The sequence below is a fragment of the Parasulfitobacter algicola genome, assembly GCF_013315265.1.
Classification (GTDB): domain Bacteria; phylum Pseudomonadota; class Alphaproteobacteria; order Rhodobacterales; family Rhodobacteraceae; genus Parasulfitobacter; species Parasulfitobacter algicola.
Genome location: NZ_JABUFE010000002.1, coordinates 121,279 through 136,320, shown reverse-complemented (window position 1 = coordinate 136,320; position 15,042 = coordinate 121,279). Strand labels below are relative to the sequence as shown.

At 49.5% G+C, this 15,042-nt stretch carries 12 protein-coding genes and 1 tRNA gene; 8 read left to right on the top strand and 5 right to left on the bottom strand.

All coding sequences use genetic code 11. The features are described 5' to 3' along the window. Positions 1 to 13: 13 nt before the first annotated feature. The 3 genes from HRQ87_RS04440 to HRQ87_RS04430 all read right to left on the bottom strand — a co-directional run bounded on the left by HRQ87_RS04440 (position 14) and on the right by HRQ87_RS04430 (position 3,750). Entirely contained in the window at positions 14 to 1,345 is a 1,332-nt protein-coding gene (locus tag HRQ87_RS04440) for a lytic murein transglycosylase (RefSeq protein WP_174135666.1), read from the bottom strand. 222 nt (positions 1,346 to 1,567) lie between these two features. After that, positions 1,568 to 2,272 (bottom strand): peptidoglycan recognition protein family protein, encoded by a 705-nt coding sequence (locus HRQ87_RS04435; protein WP_174135665.1) that lies wholly within the window; start codon positions 2,270 to 2,272, stop codon positions 1,568 to 1,570. Between the two features lie 152 nt (positions 2,273 to 2,424). Beyond that, positions 2,425 to 3,750, bottom strand: coding sequence for an alpha/beta hydrolase family protein (locus tag HRQ87_RS04430; RefSeq protein WP_174135663.1), 1,326 nt, complete (start codon positions 3,748 to 3,750; stop codon positions 2,425 to 2,427). Between the two features lie 374 nt (positions 3,751 to 4,124). On the opposite strand from HRQ87_RS04430, the gene HRQ87_RS04425 reads away from it, so the two are divergent. Beyond that, positions 4,125 to 5,507, top strand: a complete 1,383-nt coding sequence (locus HRQ87_RS04425) for a hypothetical protein (protein WP_174135661.1) — start codon at positions 4,125 to 4,127, stop codon at positions 5,505 to 5,507. Next, positions 5,497 to 8,523, top strand: coding sequence for an ATP-binding protein (locus tag HRQ87_RS04420; protein ID WP_174135659.1), 3,027 nt, complete (start codon positions 5,497 to 5,499; stop codon positions 8,521 to 8,523). The genes HRQ87_RS04425 and HRQ87_RS04420 overlap by 11 nt, the downstream gene beginning before the upstream one ends. 64 nt (positions 8,524 to 8,587) lie before the next feature. On the opposite strand, the gene HRQ87_RS04415 is transcribed toward HRQ87_RS04420, so the two are convergent. Next, positions 8,588 to 8,673: transfer RNA gene (locus HRQ87_RS04415), tRNA-Leu, on the bottom strand. 137 nt (positions 8,674 to 8,810) lie between these two features. On the opposite strand from HRQ87_RS04415, the gene HRQ87_RS04410 reads away from it, so the two are divergent. Continuing rightward, positions 8,811 to 9,794, top strand: coding sequence for a complex I NDUFA9 subunit family protein (locus HRQ87_RS04410; protein WP_174135657.1), 984 nt, complete (start codon positions 8,811 to 8,813; stop codon positions 9,792 to 9,794). On the opposite strand, the gene HRQ87_RS04405 is transcribed toward HRQ87_RS04410, so the two are convergent. Then, positions 9,791 to 10,594, bottom strand: coding sequence for an undecaprenyl-diphosphate phosphatase (locus HRQ87_RS04405; RefSeq protein WP_174135655.1), 804 nt, complete (start codon positions 10,592 to 10,594; stop codon positions 9,791 to 9,793). The genes HRQ87_RS04410 and HRQ87_RS04405 overlap by 4 nt on opposite strands. Before the next feature lie 221 nt (positions 10,595 to 10,815). Here HRQ87_RS04405 and HRQ87_RS04400 point away from each other — a divergent pair, with 221 nt between their 5' ends. The 5 genes from HRQ87_RS04400 (at position 10,816) to HRQ87_RS04380 (ending at position 14,983) form a co-directional block, all read left to right on the top strand. Next, positions 10,816 to 12,249 carry an NAD(P)-dependent oxidoreductase gene (locus tag HRQ87_RS04400; protein WP_174135653.1) on the top strand — a complete coding sequence of 478 codons (1,434 nt, stop codon included), beginning with the start codon at positions 10,816 to 10,818 and terminating at the stop codon, positions 12,247 to 12,249. 220 nt (positions 12,250 to 12,469) lie between these two features. After that, on the top strand, positions 12,470 to 13,192 hold the full coding sequence (locus HRQ87_RS04395) for a hypothetical protein (protein WP_174135651.1): 723 nt from the start codon (positions 12,470 to 12,472) through the stop codon (positions 13,190 to 13,192). After that, complete coding sequence (locus HRQ87_RS04390) at positions 13,189 to 13,890, top strand: hypothetical protein (protein WP_174135649.1); 702 nt, start codon at positions 13,189 to 13,191, stop codon at positions 13,888 to 13,890. The genes HRQ87_RS04395 and HRQ87_RS04390 overlap by 4 nt, the downstream gene beginning before the upstream one ends. Continuing rightward, positions 13,887 to 14,318, top strand: a complete 432-nt coding sequence (locus HRQ87_RS04385) for a GFA family protein (protein ID WP_174135647.1) — start codon at positions 13,887 to 13,889, stop codon at positions 14,316 to 14,318. Before HRQ87_RS04390 ends, HRQ87_RS04385 begins: the two co-directional genes overlap by 4 nt. Beyond that, positions 14,315 to 14,983 carry a DUF4328 domain-containing protein gene (locus tag HRQ87_RS04380; RefSeq protein ID WP_174135645.1) on the top strand — a complete coding sequence of 223 codons (669 nt, stop codon included), beginning with the start codon at positions 14,315 to 14,317 and terminating at the stop codon, positions 14,981 to 14,983. Before HRQ87_RS04385 ends, HRQ87_RS04380 begins: the two co-directional genes overlap by 4 nt. Positions 14,984 to 15,042 lie beyond the last annotated feature (59 nt).

Below are 15,042 nucleotides of genomic sequence, written 5' to 3'. Positions count from 1 at the left end.
GGCAGATTTGGTATCAGCGCAGGCGCTTTAGAATATCCAATGATGCGTATCCATCAGGTACTACACCGATTGATTTTTGAAAGGCTCGGATGGCCGCCACAGTCTTGGGCCCAATCCGACCGTCAACGCCTTGGGTGTTAAAACCACGGCGCGTCAGTCTTAGCTGAAGTTCTTTGCGTTCCGCAAATTTCAAAGATCGATCGCCAAGCGGCCAGGCCGTCTGGATCGCGGGGCCACCACCAATACGGTCGCTTAGGTGTCCAACGCCGATCACATAGGCATCAGCCGTATTATAGCGTTCGATTACATCAAAATTCTTGAAGATCATGAAAGCCGCGCCGCGCGCGCCTGCGGGCAAAAGAATGGATGCTGATCCATGGTCTGGGACCGGTTTGCCATCCATGCCACGCACGCCAATGGCGGCCCATTGGCTTGGTCTTTTCTTGATGCTGCGATTGGCTTGGCTGTAATCAAAGCCCCTTGGCAGCTTGACTTCGACCCCCCATGGTCTTCCTTTTACCCAACCAAATCGCGCAAGATAAGCGGCTGTTGATGCCAAGGCATCAGTGGGATCATCAGACCAGATATCGCGTTTGCCATCGCCACGAAAATCAACCGCATAGGCAAGGTAGGATGTTGGAATAAATTGTGTGTGGCCCATGGCACCGGCCCAACTTCCGGTCATATTTTGCGCATTTACATCGCCGTTCTGAATGATTTTCAAAGCAGCAATCAGCTGTTCTTCGAAAAACTTTCCACGCCGCCCGTCAAAGGCCAGCGTCGACAACGCACTGATAATCGGGGTTGATCCACGGACTTCGCCATACGCACTTTCCAGCCCCCAAACCGCGACAACAACCTCTTTATCGACACCAAAGCGTGCCTCGATCTGGTCCAGAACGCGCGCATGTTCGCGTAAGGCATTTCGCCCATTTCGAATGCGGGTGTCCGAAACCGCGCTATCAAGATATTCCCAGATCGTTTTGGTGAATTCAGATTGATTGCGATCGCGGCGGATCACATCTGGCAAATACTCTACCCCACGAAAGGCAGCATTAAACGTTCGCTCACTGATCCCTTGTGCGCGCGCCCGCCGTTTGAATGATTTCAGCCAGTTTTCAAACCGCGCGTTTGATGTTGACGTTTGTACCAACACCGGACCGCTGCCTGCGATAAGCGTTGGTCTTTCATGTGGTCGCAAAGATCGTCCGCCTAGGAAACGAACGGGTTCAGTTGTCTGAACAGCCCGCGCTTCGGGACGAAGGGATCGTTCCGGTGCGTTTGCCCACATCGGCCCAGAAAACAGCGCCACAATCAGCGCCACGGTATTTGCCCAATTCAACATTTTGCCTGCTCATTATGTTATTTTATGCAATCTTAGCGTTAAACTTGGCACAGGCAAAGCACTGTTCGCAGCAGACGGGTCATATTTATTTGATTTTAGACTTGGGACTACTTTGCCGTGGCCTTGTTACTGTAGGGGGTAAAAAGCATCGGGTCGTTTCACACAGCTAATAGTATGACCCCGAAATCGAGATCATACTATTGTTTTAAAAGATTTTCATTGTCAGTCGAAGTGTTCGACAACAGCTGTTTCAAGAAGGGCCTTCCAAGTCAGATGATCAATTATCGCTTCACGGCCAAGATTATTTTTTGTGCGAAACTCACGCACTGCCACAGCCGTTTTAGGGCCGAAAATACCATCAGGTTTGATAAACAACATCCGCTGCGCTTCGATTACGGCCGATCCACGATCGCCTTGGCGCAATATGGGAAAGGTATCAGGCTTGTTGCCAGTCACTGTTTTTGTTTTTTGTTTTGCCGCCCCGCTTAGCCCCAAGCGGCCAAAATCGTCCAGTTTCAGCACTTTTGCGTAATCAAACACGGGACACGCTTTTGCCGCGACTTCATTATGGCCATGAAATGTGACCCGGCCGCCATAGGCATTGTTGATCTCAACGCAAAGTTCCTTGAGTCGGTCAAATTGGGCTTCTGTAAACTTCGAAACATGCAAACCGTGCAAGCATATGGCGATTGTCGACTTATTGTGCCCAGCTTGTGCGGCCGGAGTTTTTTCCAAAGAACGACCATTTTCCAAAGTACCGTTTTTACGGATGAAATAGTGATAGCCTATATCGCTCCAGCCGCGACCTTTTGGGGGGGCATCCATATGCCATCTGCGAATTGTTGATACATTGTCATGATTTGCATGATCAGAGGCAGAGCAATGAAGAAAAACGCGATCGACCTGTCGTGAGGGTTTTGTAAACATATCAATTTCTTTCTTTTAAAATATTTGTAAAAAATACGACGAAAAATGCCGCAGCCGTTAAAACACGATTTGTATACAGTATTTTTACGGCGTCACATAGCATTTATTTCATGCAGGTGTCGTATGTGTTCGGTCAACAGGCGTTGGAAAATCTATTCGCCCGCCGATAGAACCTCAAATCTTAGTCCCTTGGCTGTGCGGTTTGGAAAGCCCGTCCAATGAGTGTGTTCCGGCTTGATCGAACCATTTTCGGTTTTGGCCCAGACGCCATCGTTTGAGTTCGGTACAAGTTGTAGATAGGCGTCCATGTCAGGGTCATCTTTAAGATATTTACCAAGCCATGCGGTGACAAAATGCTGTGCAATATTGTTCATACGCACGGTGTCCCAGACAGCATCACTGTAGTGTTCAGTAAGATTGAAATCTAAATCCGCATCAAATCTGTCAGCTTCTTTTGGTGCAGGCATGGGGGCGGCAGCGTTGTGATTGGCATTGTCATAAGTCAAAAGCGCGCGGTCAGAATTGATCGCTGCTGACCATATCGCACGGGTACCATTTTCATACCCCGATACATCATCGATAGACCCGGACACAAACAGCATTGGCGATGTGATGTCCTTTAAAGTATCAGCATCCCAGAAGTCCCGGTTCATACCCCAAGGTGCAAAGGCAATGGCCGTTTTGATGCGTGCGTCGGTTAGTGCGTTATGGCTGTCTGACCCGCTTTTATGCACCGCCAGCGTTCCGTGGGGCCCACCCCATTCATAGTCGACAGATTTTTGCGTCACACCGCCGCCCATCGTAATCACGGCGCCGTACCCGCCCATGGAATATCCGATAAGCGCAGTGTTCGATGCGTCAACCAAACCATTTAAGAATGAGTCATCATCGGTCGACAGGCGGTCAATTTCATTCAATGTGAAAATCTGATCCAGAGAACGGTTAACCAGTGTCGATCCAAATGCAGCCTTTGTACGATAGGTTGAATCTGTATGGTCAATTGACACTACCACATATCCCTTAGACGCTATGTTTTCGGCCAGGTGGGACAGTAAAAACCGATTGCCTGGATACCCATGCGATATAATGATCAGTGGAAATGTTCCATCCGATTTCACAGCATTCCGATGGGCTTTACCTTGCAATTCAACTTGGGTTTTGCCGTCACGCAGAAAGGCCCTGAGGGCAGTATCACCCGTCGCGTCTGGTGTTGCAGGATACCATATCTCTAATTTTAAGGGCCGGTCATAGCGGGGAAAATCGTCAGGCTTTGGCGCGTCCGGATCAATGCCAAGAATGTCGATTTGATCCGGATTGACGATATCAATCGTTTGGACGCCAACTGCATATGTCCCATACGCAGCTAATGTGGGTGCGTTCGGGAGTTGTGTATCAATGCGATTTTCTGCAAACGTCATTGCTGAAAATACTGTGAAATTGACAAGCATAAGGCCTGCGATTTTGAGTGCGGTTCGCATAAGACATCCCCTATAGTCATGACTTGAAACCTAACGAAATGATTTGCGCAATACAATCTGGCTGGGCACAATTTGCGATTTATTATAATAACTTATGTTCTATTTATTGCGAGTAGACCTATATAACCTCTGCAATTCTAACAACAGTTTCGTTTAACGTAACATCTGGAATTGATCGCAATCATACGTATTTTGTGAGTTCATCACCTTAAAAAACGAAACAATTTATCCATTGCGCTGAAGAGCTTTGACAAAACCAGCTGCGCCCGCCATGGTTGTGAGCACAAAGCGTGACCAAGATATTTGGGGAAATATCCACGCTGTGCCGGGCGAGTTCAGCTGTTTCAACAAAATTCACACTTAAGGGGAAACACATGTCGTCTTGTGCATCTCGTCTTTCCGACAAATTCAGATTTATGGTTTTGACCTTTGTGATATCTGGCGGCGCGGCCAGCCTTGCGCTTGCGCAAGATCCAATGGCCTCTAACAACGGGCTTTATCCATCTGCTGAGGATTGGCAGGGCCGTTATAATATTGCCAATCTGGATTATCCTAACACCATCAGCGCAAATGCATGGTCCACTTTGGACATGCCGCAAAGACTGACGCTTGAAAGCGCGGCTGAGTACGTCGCACGTATCAAAACCCATCTTGAGCCAACTTTGCGTACACTGGTTGAGCAGCCTGAAAATTGGGATCCGACGACTGCCGGATGGTACGATCTTGTCTGGTCTGGTGACGGAGCCCCTGGACCAAATGGTACTGATCCAACATCTGGTCGCGAGGCGTTGATGAATACCTATTCAGGTCAGATCATGCCGCCCGAGACGTTTTCACCCCCATATCGGCCAACGACGTATGTGCAAAATCATGCTGTCATTTATTATAACAGCGCGGCCGCCACTATGCTGGGGGACATGTGGGAAAACGTTTACGCGCCCGACATATCACGGGCTGTTTTTCCCGATGGGTCTATCGTTGTGAAAATTGAGGCCGTTACAAACACCCCCGAAAACTGGAGCGTGATTGAAGGCGCGTCGATGTGGCACGTCTTTCGCCCGACGACAGAAGATCAGGCAAATAACGTCCCCGACATGAAACCGCAGGTTTTGCCGGTACGCCCGATCCAGATTGCAGTAAGGGTCAAAGACAGCGTGGCGGCCCCTGAAACGGGCTGGGTTTTTATCGCTTTTACGTATGATGCGACGTCGCAGGGCGAAAGCGCATGGGATCGGTTTGTGCCTGTCGGCATGCAATGGGGTAACGATCCAGATTTAACCAGCGATCCAAGTGGCTTACCCCCGGGTGCCAAGTTGCAGGAGACCTGGATTAACCCGGATGCACCGGCATTTACACGTGATACTTTTGGATGGGGTGGACGTTTGGCAGGGCCGATGGACGTTGCGACCCGTCACAATGTTATCACAGCATCCGGTGAACGATATCAGGGGGATAACCACCTGCGCGCATCGTCTTGCCAAAGCTGCCATGGCGCATCTGAATTTCCTTTCACAGCAAATCTTTACCCCTCACCAAACCGCAGTTTCCCACGCGATGGTGAACCGTTTTTACTTTATGATCCAGGCTCCAGAAAATGGGCGGAATGGTTTCAGAATAGACCCGGCACCGAGGCCATGTCAGCACGAATTGGCGGTCAGGGTCTGGATTATGATATGGCTTTAATGTTCGCATTATCAGCATATAATGCAGCTGTTGGAAATGATGGCTTCGTACAGAAGCGGTTTGATGTCCACTAAGATCGGCCACTCAGATACGGACGATCAGTTGGTCGAACCGGAAGTGGTGGTTAGGCCAGCTGACCCGGGTTGGTCAGAATACCGTCCGGTGACGGTTATGTTTGTCGATCTCGAAAGTTCTGTCGAGCTGATGCAGACACTTGGCCCTGAAACATACAGCACAGCATTGCGTGCATTTCACAGCATGATCACAATGCATGTTCGTACATTCAATGGCGAAGTGACCCAATATCTGGGGGATGGGGCGATGTGTTTTTTTCACCGGGGGCAAGGCGATTTGGATCGTGCATCGACAGCCATAGCGGCAGGTTTTGAAATTGTGTCGTCCATGCAAAAAACAACTGCTCCTTTTTCGACGAACGTTCGCATCGGCATTGCTTCGGGCCGCGCATTGTTCAACGATGACGACGATGGCAGTTCTTATGCCGTTGGCGCTTGCATCAATCTTGCAGCGCGTTTGCAGAATATAGCTATTCCCGGCCAGATCCTTGTGTGTGACGAAAGCAAGAACAGTGCCGATCATCAGTTTCGTTTCAAACCGCTGATGGATCAGTCGTTAAAGGGTTTTTCCGAAGATACATTGATCTGGCACGCTGAAACCCCGCAGATACAACGCCAGCAAGATCGAAATGGTCCACTGACCTTTCGGACATTTGTTGATCCTCTTGTCGGGCGGAAAGCCGAGATCAAGATATTGGAAAACGCCTTGCGCAATACGGTATCCGGACGAGGATCTGTTGTTACAATTGCGGGTCAAGCCGGGCTTGGGAAAACCAGGTTGGTTCAGGAGTTTTTGCAAAAACCCGTGACGGAAGACTGTGCCAGGATCGTCTTAAGCTGCAGTCGTGATGGATCTGGCCGTGACTATCATCCAATCAAAACCCACTTGCAGTGGATAGTTGGCGTTTTGCCAAGTGATGATGATCAAAAGAAAGCAACAAAGCTTAGTCGGCTTCTAAGCGCGGTTTGGGGGCTTGACCAACAGCAGATCGAAGACTTGCTTTTGTTGTTTGATGCGCATCCCGATAAGACTGCAAGGCTTAGCGAAAATGCGGCTGTTTTACGCAATTGGCTGTGTGGGGAATTGACCAAACGTTTGATCGAAGCCCGCGGCGCGAAGCCAGCGCTGATCGTTGTGTTGGAAGACGCCCATTGGATGGATCCAAGTTCTGCCGGGTTTTTCTTGGACCTATGTGATGTACTGGTGGAAAAACGTATTCTTTTGCTTGTTACCCAAAGGACTGTTGGGGCTGAAGATCATCCTGTTTTACCATCGGATCATTTAATAACGCTTGATCCGCTGTCAGACAAACAATCCGAAAATATGATCCGGAAGGTGCTTGACGCGCACTCTTCGTCTCAGGAAACTGTGGCTTGGATTTTAAATAAAGCGCAAGGTGTTCCGCTTTTTGTTTCGGCGTTTGCAGATTTTGCACGCAAGCAGAATGTGATGGAGTTTGGCCGGCAGGACCTTCCTCTTGATTTATTGGATTTATTTGAACAAAGCCTGATCCGCTTGCCCCGACAAACCCGCAGGTTCGTACAGACGGCGTCTGTTATGGGACAAACATTTGAGCCTGAGTTGATTGCCGGACTGTTGGGTGACAGCCACGATGATATGACTGAACACCTGAAGCTTTTGGTACAGGAAAACCTGATCGAAGAGCGTTCTGACAGCTCAGGCCTTTGTTTTCCGCATGATCTAGTGCGCGAAGCTATTTATAGCAGCCTAAGCAAGGATCTGCGGCGCAGGCTGCACGGGCAACTGGCTGATATAATGAAAGAAAAATGGCCCGAAGCCCCATCGCATTTGCTTGCGTTACATTATGAACGTGCACAACGATCCAAAGATGCAATCGTTCATCTGATTGCCTCAAGCCTTGCATCCGTCCGGGTTGGCGCCTTGCAAGAGGCCAAGGATTATCTTGGCAAGGCGTTCGAGTTAAATGATCTGATGACCTTGGATGATGCGCGTAAACATCAAGAATTGACCTTACGCAGTATTGAAGGCCCGCTTGAGATGATCCTTGGCGGACCGGGCAACTACTCATTCGGTGTTGCACAAAAAAGATCCATGGAATTGATCCGCGAGTTGGATTTGAAACAGGAAATTTCCCATGTTCTATATAATTGCGGCTTACATGACTGGGCACGCGGCAGGTTTGAAAAAGCTGAGTTGATCAGCTCGCAAATATTGGCACTTCAAGGTGATGGAGCCCTGCTAAGCGGGCATACTCTTGCAGGGCTTGTGGCTTGGCACAGGGGCGAAAATGCGGATGCAGCAGATCATCTTGGTCAGACAATATCGCTCTACCGACCTGATCAGCATGCGTCATTATTCCCGAAATATTTGAAGGATTTTGGTGTTTTCAGTTTGTTTTACGCAGGTCTGACAGCCTCTGTTCTTGGAGAGCATGACCGGGCGCGCGATTTTGCAGACCGGGCGCAGAGGTTGGGTGAAGATCTTGGTATCGCTCATGCAATGGGATTTGGTCTGTTGGCCCAGTTTCTGACATCCTTGCTTCGTGATGATCCAACTTCAGCAAGCCATTACAGCCTGCTTGCAGAAGGATTTGCAAAGACACACCGCTTTCCTGAGTTTGAAGCGATGGCAGTTTTTGTACAAGGTTGGGTGCAAACCCGTCATTCCAGTACACATACTTCGGGCCTGTTGCGTATGGACGAAGGTTTGAAGCGTTGGCAGGATATGGACTTTATATCATGGCAGTCTTTTTTCGAAACACTTATTGCCGAAGAACTCATCAAGGCAAAAAAATTGGATGATGCGAATGATGTTCTTGCCGGTGTGAAAGCCCGTATTGAACAAACAGGGGAAACCCAGTTCAGTGTGCCGTCCATGATCGCAGAAGCAAGGCTGTTTTTTGCAAATGGCGGCCATGCTTTATCAAAAACATGTCTTACTGAGGCGGAAAAATATGCGTGCCATCAGCAAGCACCGCTGTGGATCAAAAAGGTCGAACGCGCCAGACAAGAGATTGATCTGGCATCTGGCTAATCTGAGTTCCGTAAACGCAAATTTATACAATGTTCGGATTCGGGAGATTACATAAAAATTGAAATGGTGCGGTTGAGAGGACTTGAACCTCCACGTCCTTGCGGACACTAGCACCTGAAGCTAGCGCGTCTACCATTCCGCCACAACCGCACGATACCTTTCGGTAAAGCGCGATTTAGACGCGCCCGCACGAACTGTCAACGGCAATCTTCTGTGGCGTTATGGTGGGTTGTTCCTTTTGCGAACCGGGGCTAATACGCTTATGCACGACTGACTGAGGTTTGAGAATGTCCAAGCTTGTTACGATCTATGGCGGCTCTGGTTTTGTGGGACGCTATATTACCCGCAGGATGGCTAAAGAAGGCTGGCGCGTACGCGTGGCTGTCCGCAGGCCAAATGAGGCGATATTTGTCAAACCTTACGGTGTTGTTGGGCAGGTCGAACCAGTGTTTTGCAATATTCGGGATGATGCGTCTGTTCGGCTTGTGATGCAGGGTGCAGATGCTGTCGTGAATTGCGTGGGCATTTTGAGCGAAACCGGCAAAAGCACTTTCGATGAATTGCAGCATGAAGGCGCTGAGCGGATTGCACGAATTGCAGGTCAGACGGGGATCGACCGGGTTGTCCACATATCGGCTATTGGGGCGGATGCGGATAGCAAAAGCGATTATGCCCGCACCAAGGCGCTTGGTGAAGAAGGTGTAATGCGGTTCCAGCCCGAAGCTGTGATCTTACGACCTTCGATTGTGTTTGGTGCCGAAGATGGTTTTTTCAATCGCTTTGCTGGAATGACGCGCTTTGGCCCTTTGCTGCCCGTCGTGGGGGCCGAAACCCGATTTCAACCGGTGTATGTCGATGATGTTGCAAAGGCAGCTGTCAAAGGCGTGTTGGGGCAAGCTGAACCTAGTACTTACGAACTTGGTGGTCCGGATGTTCACACATTCCGTGAACTGATGCAGCAAATGTTGCAGGTAATTCGCCGCCGCCGTTTGATTTTGAATATTCCGTTTTGGGCCGCGCGGATCATGGCGTTTGGCTTTGATATGTTGCAAAAAATCACGTTTGGTGTTGTTAAAAACGGCATGATCACACGCGATCAGGTCAAAAATCTGCGCAATGACAATGTTGTGGGGCAGGGGGTTAAAACCTTTGACGATCTTGGGATCAAACCCACAGCACTTGAGGCTGTCTTGCCTGATTATCTTTGGCGCTTCCGTCCATCGGGACAATACAGTGACATCAAAGAATCTGCAAAGAATTTAAAGACTTAGCTGTAAGCGAAATATAGCAAAACCACACCCAAGATCACGCGATAGATCACATAAGGTGTGAAGCTGACGCTGCGCAAAAGTCGCATCATTAATGTTAATGCCAGCAGAGCTGAGACAAAGGCAAAGGCTGCGGCAATGGCCCCGTCGCGGGCCAGTTCTGCATTGGCGTCACGCGCAACATCAGCCCCCAATAATATACCGCTGGCGATGATTGTCGGGATTGACATCAGCATTGAAATTCGTGCGGCATCTTCGCGTTGATAGCCCAGCATTCGTGCGCCTGTGATTGTGGCACCCGATCGTGACGTGCCGGGGATCAACGCAATAGCTTGCCATAATCCCATAATGATGGCGTCTTTTGTGGACCAGTTTTCCGCTTCCTTGACTGTCGCGCCTTTCTGGTCGGCAAAATAAAGGATTATGCCGAAAATCAGCATGGTCCATCCGATCACAGTGACTGATCGCATCGCGATGTCCCACCCTGTTAAGTGTAGGAAAAGACCAAATAAAATAACTGGTATCGTTGCAATCAGCAGAAGTAGCGACAGTTTTGAGCCGGGTGTGTCGGCGCGTCCTTGCGCAAGGCGGGGAAGACCAAGCAAAGCAATTTTTACATCACGCCAGAAATATAGTATGACAGCAAACAATGTTCCGACGTGAACGGCGGCATCTATGACCTGGCCCTGGTCCTCCAATGATGTAAGATTCGGCAATAGAATCAGGTGACCCGATGATGATACGGGTAAGAATTCGGTAAGACCCTGTATGATGGCCACCAGAAAGATATGAAACAGTGACATAAGACGCGTCCGGTTGATTCTTATGTGCCAATCTAAGCGTTTGATAATAAATGAAAAGATTTAATTTAAGTCATGCTTGCTTACCTAAAATTATAATGTGAAAGGATATTTCGATCCATCTAGTGGGAATATTTTTCAATTAGGTAACTCTTTCTGACTTTTATTTTGTGAAAACCTTCCTTAAAACACCTCTACTGCATGGAACGGAAGGTTATATAATAATGGCAAATCAGAAAATGCTTCAGTTTGTGAAGGTTGAGCGCGAGATGCCGGAAAAGCGGCCTCCGGATTTGCGCAAACAGGACTTTGGCGAAATCTATGCTGATTATGCCCTTGAAAAAGCTGAAGAACAATCAGGGCGGTGCAGCCAGTGTGGTGTGCCTTATTGTCAGACGCATTGCCCGCTGCACAACAATATCCCGGATTGGTTGCGATTGACTGCCGAAGGGCGTTTGGAGGAGGCCTATGAGCTGAGCCAGGCCACAAATACTTTTCCAGAAATCTGCGGACGGATATGCCCGCAGGATCGTTTGTGCGAAGGCAATTGTGTGATTGAACAGTCGGGCCATGGCACTGTGACAATTGGAAGTGTTGAAAAATATATCACCGATACCGCATGGGAAAAAGGATGGGTCAAACCGATCCAACCACATCAGGAGCTGACTGAGTCTATTGGGATAATCGGCGCTGGCCCCGGTGGTCTGGCGGCCGCTGATGTGCTGCGGCGACAAGGGTTTCAGGTGGTGGTTTATGATCGCTATGATCGTGCGGGCGGATTGATGACCTATGGCATTCCCGGCTTTAAGCTGGAAAAGGATGTGGTGATGAAACGCATCAACCAGCTTGAACAGGGCGGTGTGGACTTTGTGCTGAATTGTAATGTGGGCGAAGACATCAGTTTTGACGCCATTCGAGGCAAGCATGATGCGGTTCTGATCGCCACAGGTGTTTATAAATCCCGCGATCTGCAGGCACCCGGTGTTGGTGCCCAAGGCATTGTTCGCGCAATAGATTTCCTGACCGCCAGCAATCGTAAAAGTTTTGGCGATGACGTACCTGAGTTTGATAGTGGCGAGTTGAATGCTGAAGGGAAGCGCGTTGTTGTCATTGGGGGAGGGGATACAGCGATGGACTGTGTTCGGACGTCGGTTAGACAGGGCGCGACCAGCGTAAAATGTCTGTATCGCCGCGATAAAGCAAACATGCCGGGATCCCAACGCGAGGTGAACAACGCCGAGGAAGAAGGCGTGGAATTTGTCTGGCTAAGTGCGCCCAAGGGCTTTACGGGCGAGACGATCGAAGGTGTGATGGTGCAAAAAATGCGCCTTGGATCGCCCGATGCCACAGGTCGACAAGCTCCTGAAATCATTGAAGGGTCAGATTACATAGAAGACGCTGATCTGGTCGTTATGGCCCTTGGGTTTGAGCCTGAAGACCTGCCCGCATTGTGGGATGTGCCGGAATTGGAAGTTACGCGGTGGGGTACGATCAAGGCTGATTTTCAGACCCATGCGACCGCTATTCCGGGTGTTTATGCAGTGGGCGATATCGTGCGGGGGGCAAGTTTGGTTGTGTGGGCTATTCGTGACGGGCGCGAGGCGGCAGACGCAATTGGGAACTATATTAACGGGGCAAATTCTATTGCCGCTGAATAGGGGCCACAGACCGAAAAACACACCGCCATGCGCAGTTTTGTATATTTTGTACAAGGGTTTTGTACCAAAAATTTTGTACAAAACTTCGTATTAGGCGAGAAATTAAGTAGATATTCATATAGATTAGCAGTCTGTTAAACTTGGTAAAAAGGGCACGCACGCTGTCCTAGTATAAAACAAAGAAAGGGCCGTTTTGCATATGCAATTGGTCAGGATCACAATGGCAATCGCACTGATGGGTGCCGCCCCTGCGGCGGCGCAGTCTTTCAATGTGCCAGATGGCTGCACGGGTTTTTTGACCACGCAAAACCGATCCTGCACGGTCACACATTATTTCACCTGCGAAGGGGATGCAGAAGGTTATCGGCAATCCTACACGTATACTCAGCAAGGGCGGTCGCATCATCTGACGTTTGATGCGGATTTCAATTGGATTAAGATGAACAATTTGCGGTGGGATCATCAGTTTATGCCGCGCAACCTGAAGCAATCGCTGGACAGTCTGGAAAAACTGCAAACCGAAGGTAGCTATCGGTTCAATGATGATTTTCTGCATGTGGCTCAAGGCCAGACTTATGAGGTTGTTTGGAGCGGAGAAAACACGTTGACCGGAACGAGTGTGACAGTCGACGGTGAAGACATGCTTGAGGTGTCGCACCTGAGCCATTTTTATGACAGCAACAATGCGCCCTATATCAAATACGAAGGTGTGCAGCTGTTTTGGGCCAAAGAAAACCTGTATATGGGCGGGCGCTGGATTGATCAGGACACGGGGGAGGTGGGCAATAACACCCCCGTTGATCTGATCCGCCCGGATGAGCCGGGCTTTGATGTGGCGACGCCCGCATATGACTGTGATACGCTGATATCATCGGCTGATTTACCTATTTCCACTGTGCATGGGCTATGGATCCGTGCCGCATTTTCCAAAGGTGTCGAATGAAAAAACTGGTTTTGATGATTGCTTTGACATTTGGTTCGGTGGCACCTGTGCTTGCCCAGCAATTCACGCCACCCAATGGGTGTAAAGGACATCTGACGGTGCAGTACCGCGGGTGTCTGATGAACAATATCTGGACCTGCGAAGCGGATAATCCGGGCGACAAATGGATGGCGCTTTTCACTGATCGGGGTCCATCACGGGTGCGCAAGGTTGATGATGAATTTCAATGGCTTGAGACATATTATATAAATCCAGTCGCCACTGAACTGATGCAGAACCCCGCACCTGATCCCGCGTCATTGGCTGAACTGTTTGCGACGAATTACGATACCTATGATTTTGTAAAATCGATCAAGGGTAATGCGACGCGGCAACCCTTGCGCTATGTCGGATATGACAGATTGACCGGCGAAGAGACCGTGATTGATGGTGAGCGGCTGTTGAATACCGAATATTCCTATTCTGCGTCATGGCCGAACGGCGAAGTGGCGCAGACCCGCACAGGTCGGCAATATGTTCATCCTGAAGAGCGCATTTTTCTGTTTGGTACATCCGCAAACGCTGATGGCACCGAACGCACGGATCACACACCGGTTGAGTTCATTCGTCCTGGCGAACCTGGGTTCTTTTCATCCAAGCCACGCTATGACTGTGACGTTTTGATGTCGAACTATATGCCTGAAGGATCAGAGGAATGAGCAAGACAGGTGGATGTCTTTGTGGCGCTGTGACGTTTGAATTGGCGGAAGATCCAAAAACGTATGGCGCATGTCATTGCCAGATGTGCCGCAAGTTTTCCGGCGGGATTGAAATGAGCGTTCAAGTCATGCCCGGCGGGATCACGTGGCAGGGTGAAGACAATGTTCAAACATTTGCTTCATCAGAATGGGCGGAACGCGGCTTTTGCAAGACCTGCGGATCAAGCCTGTTGTGGCGACTGACAGCGCCGGGACCGATGCAAGGTATGCTGATCCTGTCTGCAGGCGCGTTGGACAGTTTGGATGGGATGGTGTTCGACAATGAGGTTTATATCGACCACAAACCGGCCAGCCATGCGTTTGCTGGCGATGATCGCACCCAGATGACAGAAGCTGAGGTGCTGGCACTGTATGGTCCGACCGAATGACGTATGATCTGAACCGTTTGATCAAATGGTGTGTCGGTGTGACGGGTATTTTTATCCTGTCAGAAGTGATTTACGGCATACATTCCGGCATGTTGTATCAGTTCTTTAGCCAGGTTGAAGATGGCACGCTGAGCGGTGCTGATCAGGACTTCCGCGCAGTTGAGATAGATTTCTGGGGTGTTATAGTCGGGGTTGGCAGTACAGTTGCTGTCCTTGTGGCTTTTATTGTGAATGGCATTTGGGTGTACCGCGCCAGTGTGAACGCCAAGGATCTGGATCCCGATCCAAACCGTATTAGCCCTGCGATGGCGGTTATCTGGTATGCAGTTCCGTTTGCAAATCTGGTGATGCCGTTCAAATCGATGAAGCAGACCTATAATAGTTCGCTTCATCCTTCGGCTGATCTGAACAGCAAAGTGCCAGGTTATTTCGGTTGGTGGTGGGCAGCGTGGGTGATCAGCACGACGCTTGTTAATGTATCGACGCAGATTTTTATCCGCGATGATGGGTTAGAGGCGCTACAGATGGCCAGTTTGATCGACATGATCGCCACACCGATCAGTATTATGGCGGCTGTATTGTTTATCAAAATCATGAAAACCGTGACAGAGCTGCAGGCCAATAACGCTGGAAACGCAAATGCGATGGCCGAGGTTTTTGAATAAAAACAAGATGTTGTATGGCCCCGATATTGGTGCGCCATACCCCGAAGATAGGAGTTTGA

Excerpts from the sequence above, each read along its gene's own strand:
- HRQ87_RS04440 (WP_174135666.1), bottom strand. The coding sequence starts at position 1,345 with ATGTTGAATTGGGCAAATACCGTGGCGCTGATTGTGGCGCTGTTTTCT.
- HRQ87_RS04435 (WP_174135665.1), bottom strand. The coding sequence starts at position 2,272 with ATGTTTACAAAACCCTCACGACAGGTCGATCGCGTTTTTCTTCATTGC.
- HRQ87_RS04430 (WP_174135663.1), bottom strand. The coding sequence starts at position 3,750 with ATGCGAACCGCACTCAAAATCGCAGGCCTTATGCTTGTCAATTTCACA.
- HRQ87_RS04425 (WP_174135661.1), top strand. The coding sequence starts at position 4,125 with ATGTCGTCTTGTGCATCTCGTCTTTCCGACAAATTCAGATTTATGGTT.
- HRQ87_RS04420 (WP_174135659.1), top strand. The coding sequence starts at position 5,497 with ATGTCCACTAAGATCGGCCACTCAGATACGGACGATCAGTTGGTCGAA.
- HRQ87_RS04410 (WP_174135657.1), top strand. The coding sequence starts at position 8,811 with ATGTCCAAGCTTGTTACGATCTATGGCGGCTCTGGTTTTGTGGGACGC.
- HRQ87_RS04405 (WP_174135655.1), bottom strand. The coding sequence starts at position 10,594 with ATGTCACTGTTTCATATCTTTCTGGTGGCCATCATACAGGGTCTTACC.
- HRQ87_RS04400 (WP_174135653.1), top strand. The coding sequence starts at position 10,816 with ATGGCAAATCAGAAAATGCTTCAGTTTGTGAAGGTTGAGCGCGAGATG.
- HRQ87_RS04395 (WP_174135651.1), top strand. The coding sequence starts at position 12,470 with ATGGCAATCGCACTGATGGGTGCCGCCCCTGCGGCGGCGCAGTCTTTC.
- HRQ87_RS04390 (WP_174135649.1), top strand. The coding sequence starts at position 13,189 with ATGAAAAAACTGGTTTTGATGATTGCTTTGACATTTGGTTCGGTGGCA.
- HRQ87_RS04385 (WP_174135647.1), top strand. The coding sequence starts at position 13,887 with ATGAGCAAGACAGGTGGATGTCTTTGTGGCGCTGTGACGTTTGAATTG.
- HRQ87_RS04380 (WP_174135645.1), top strand. The coding sequence starts at position 14,315 with ATGACGTATGATCTGAACCGTTTGATCAAATGGTGTGTCGGTGTGACG.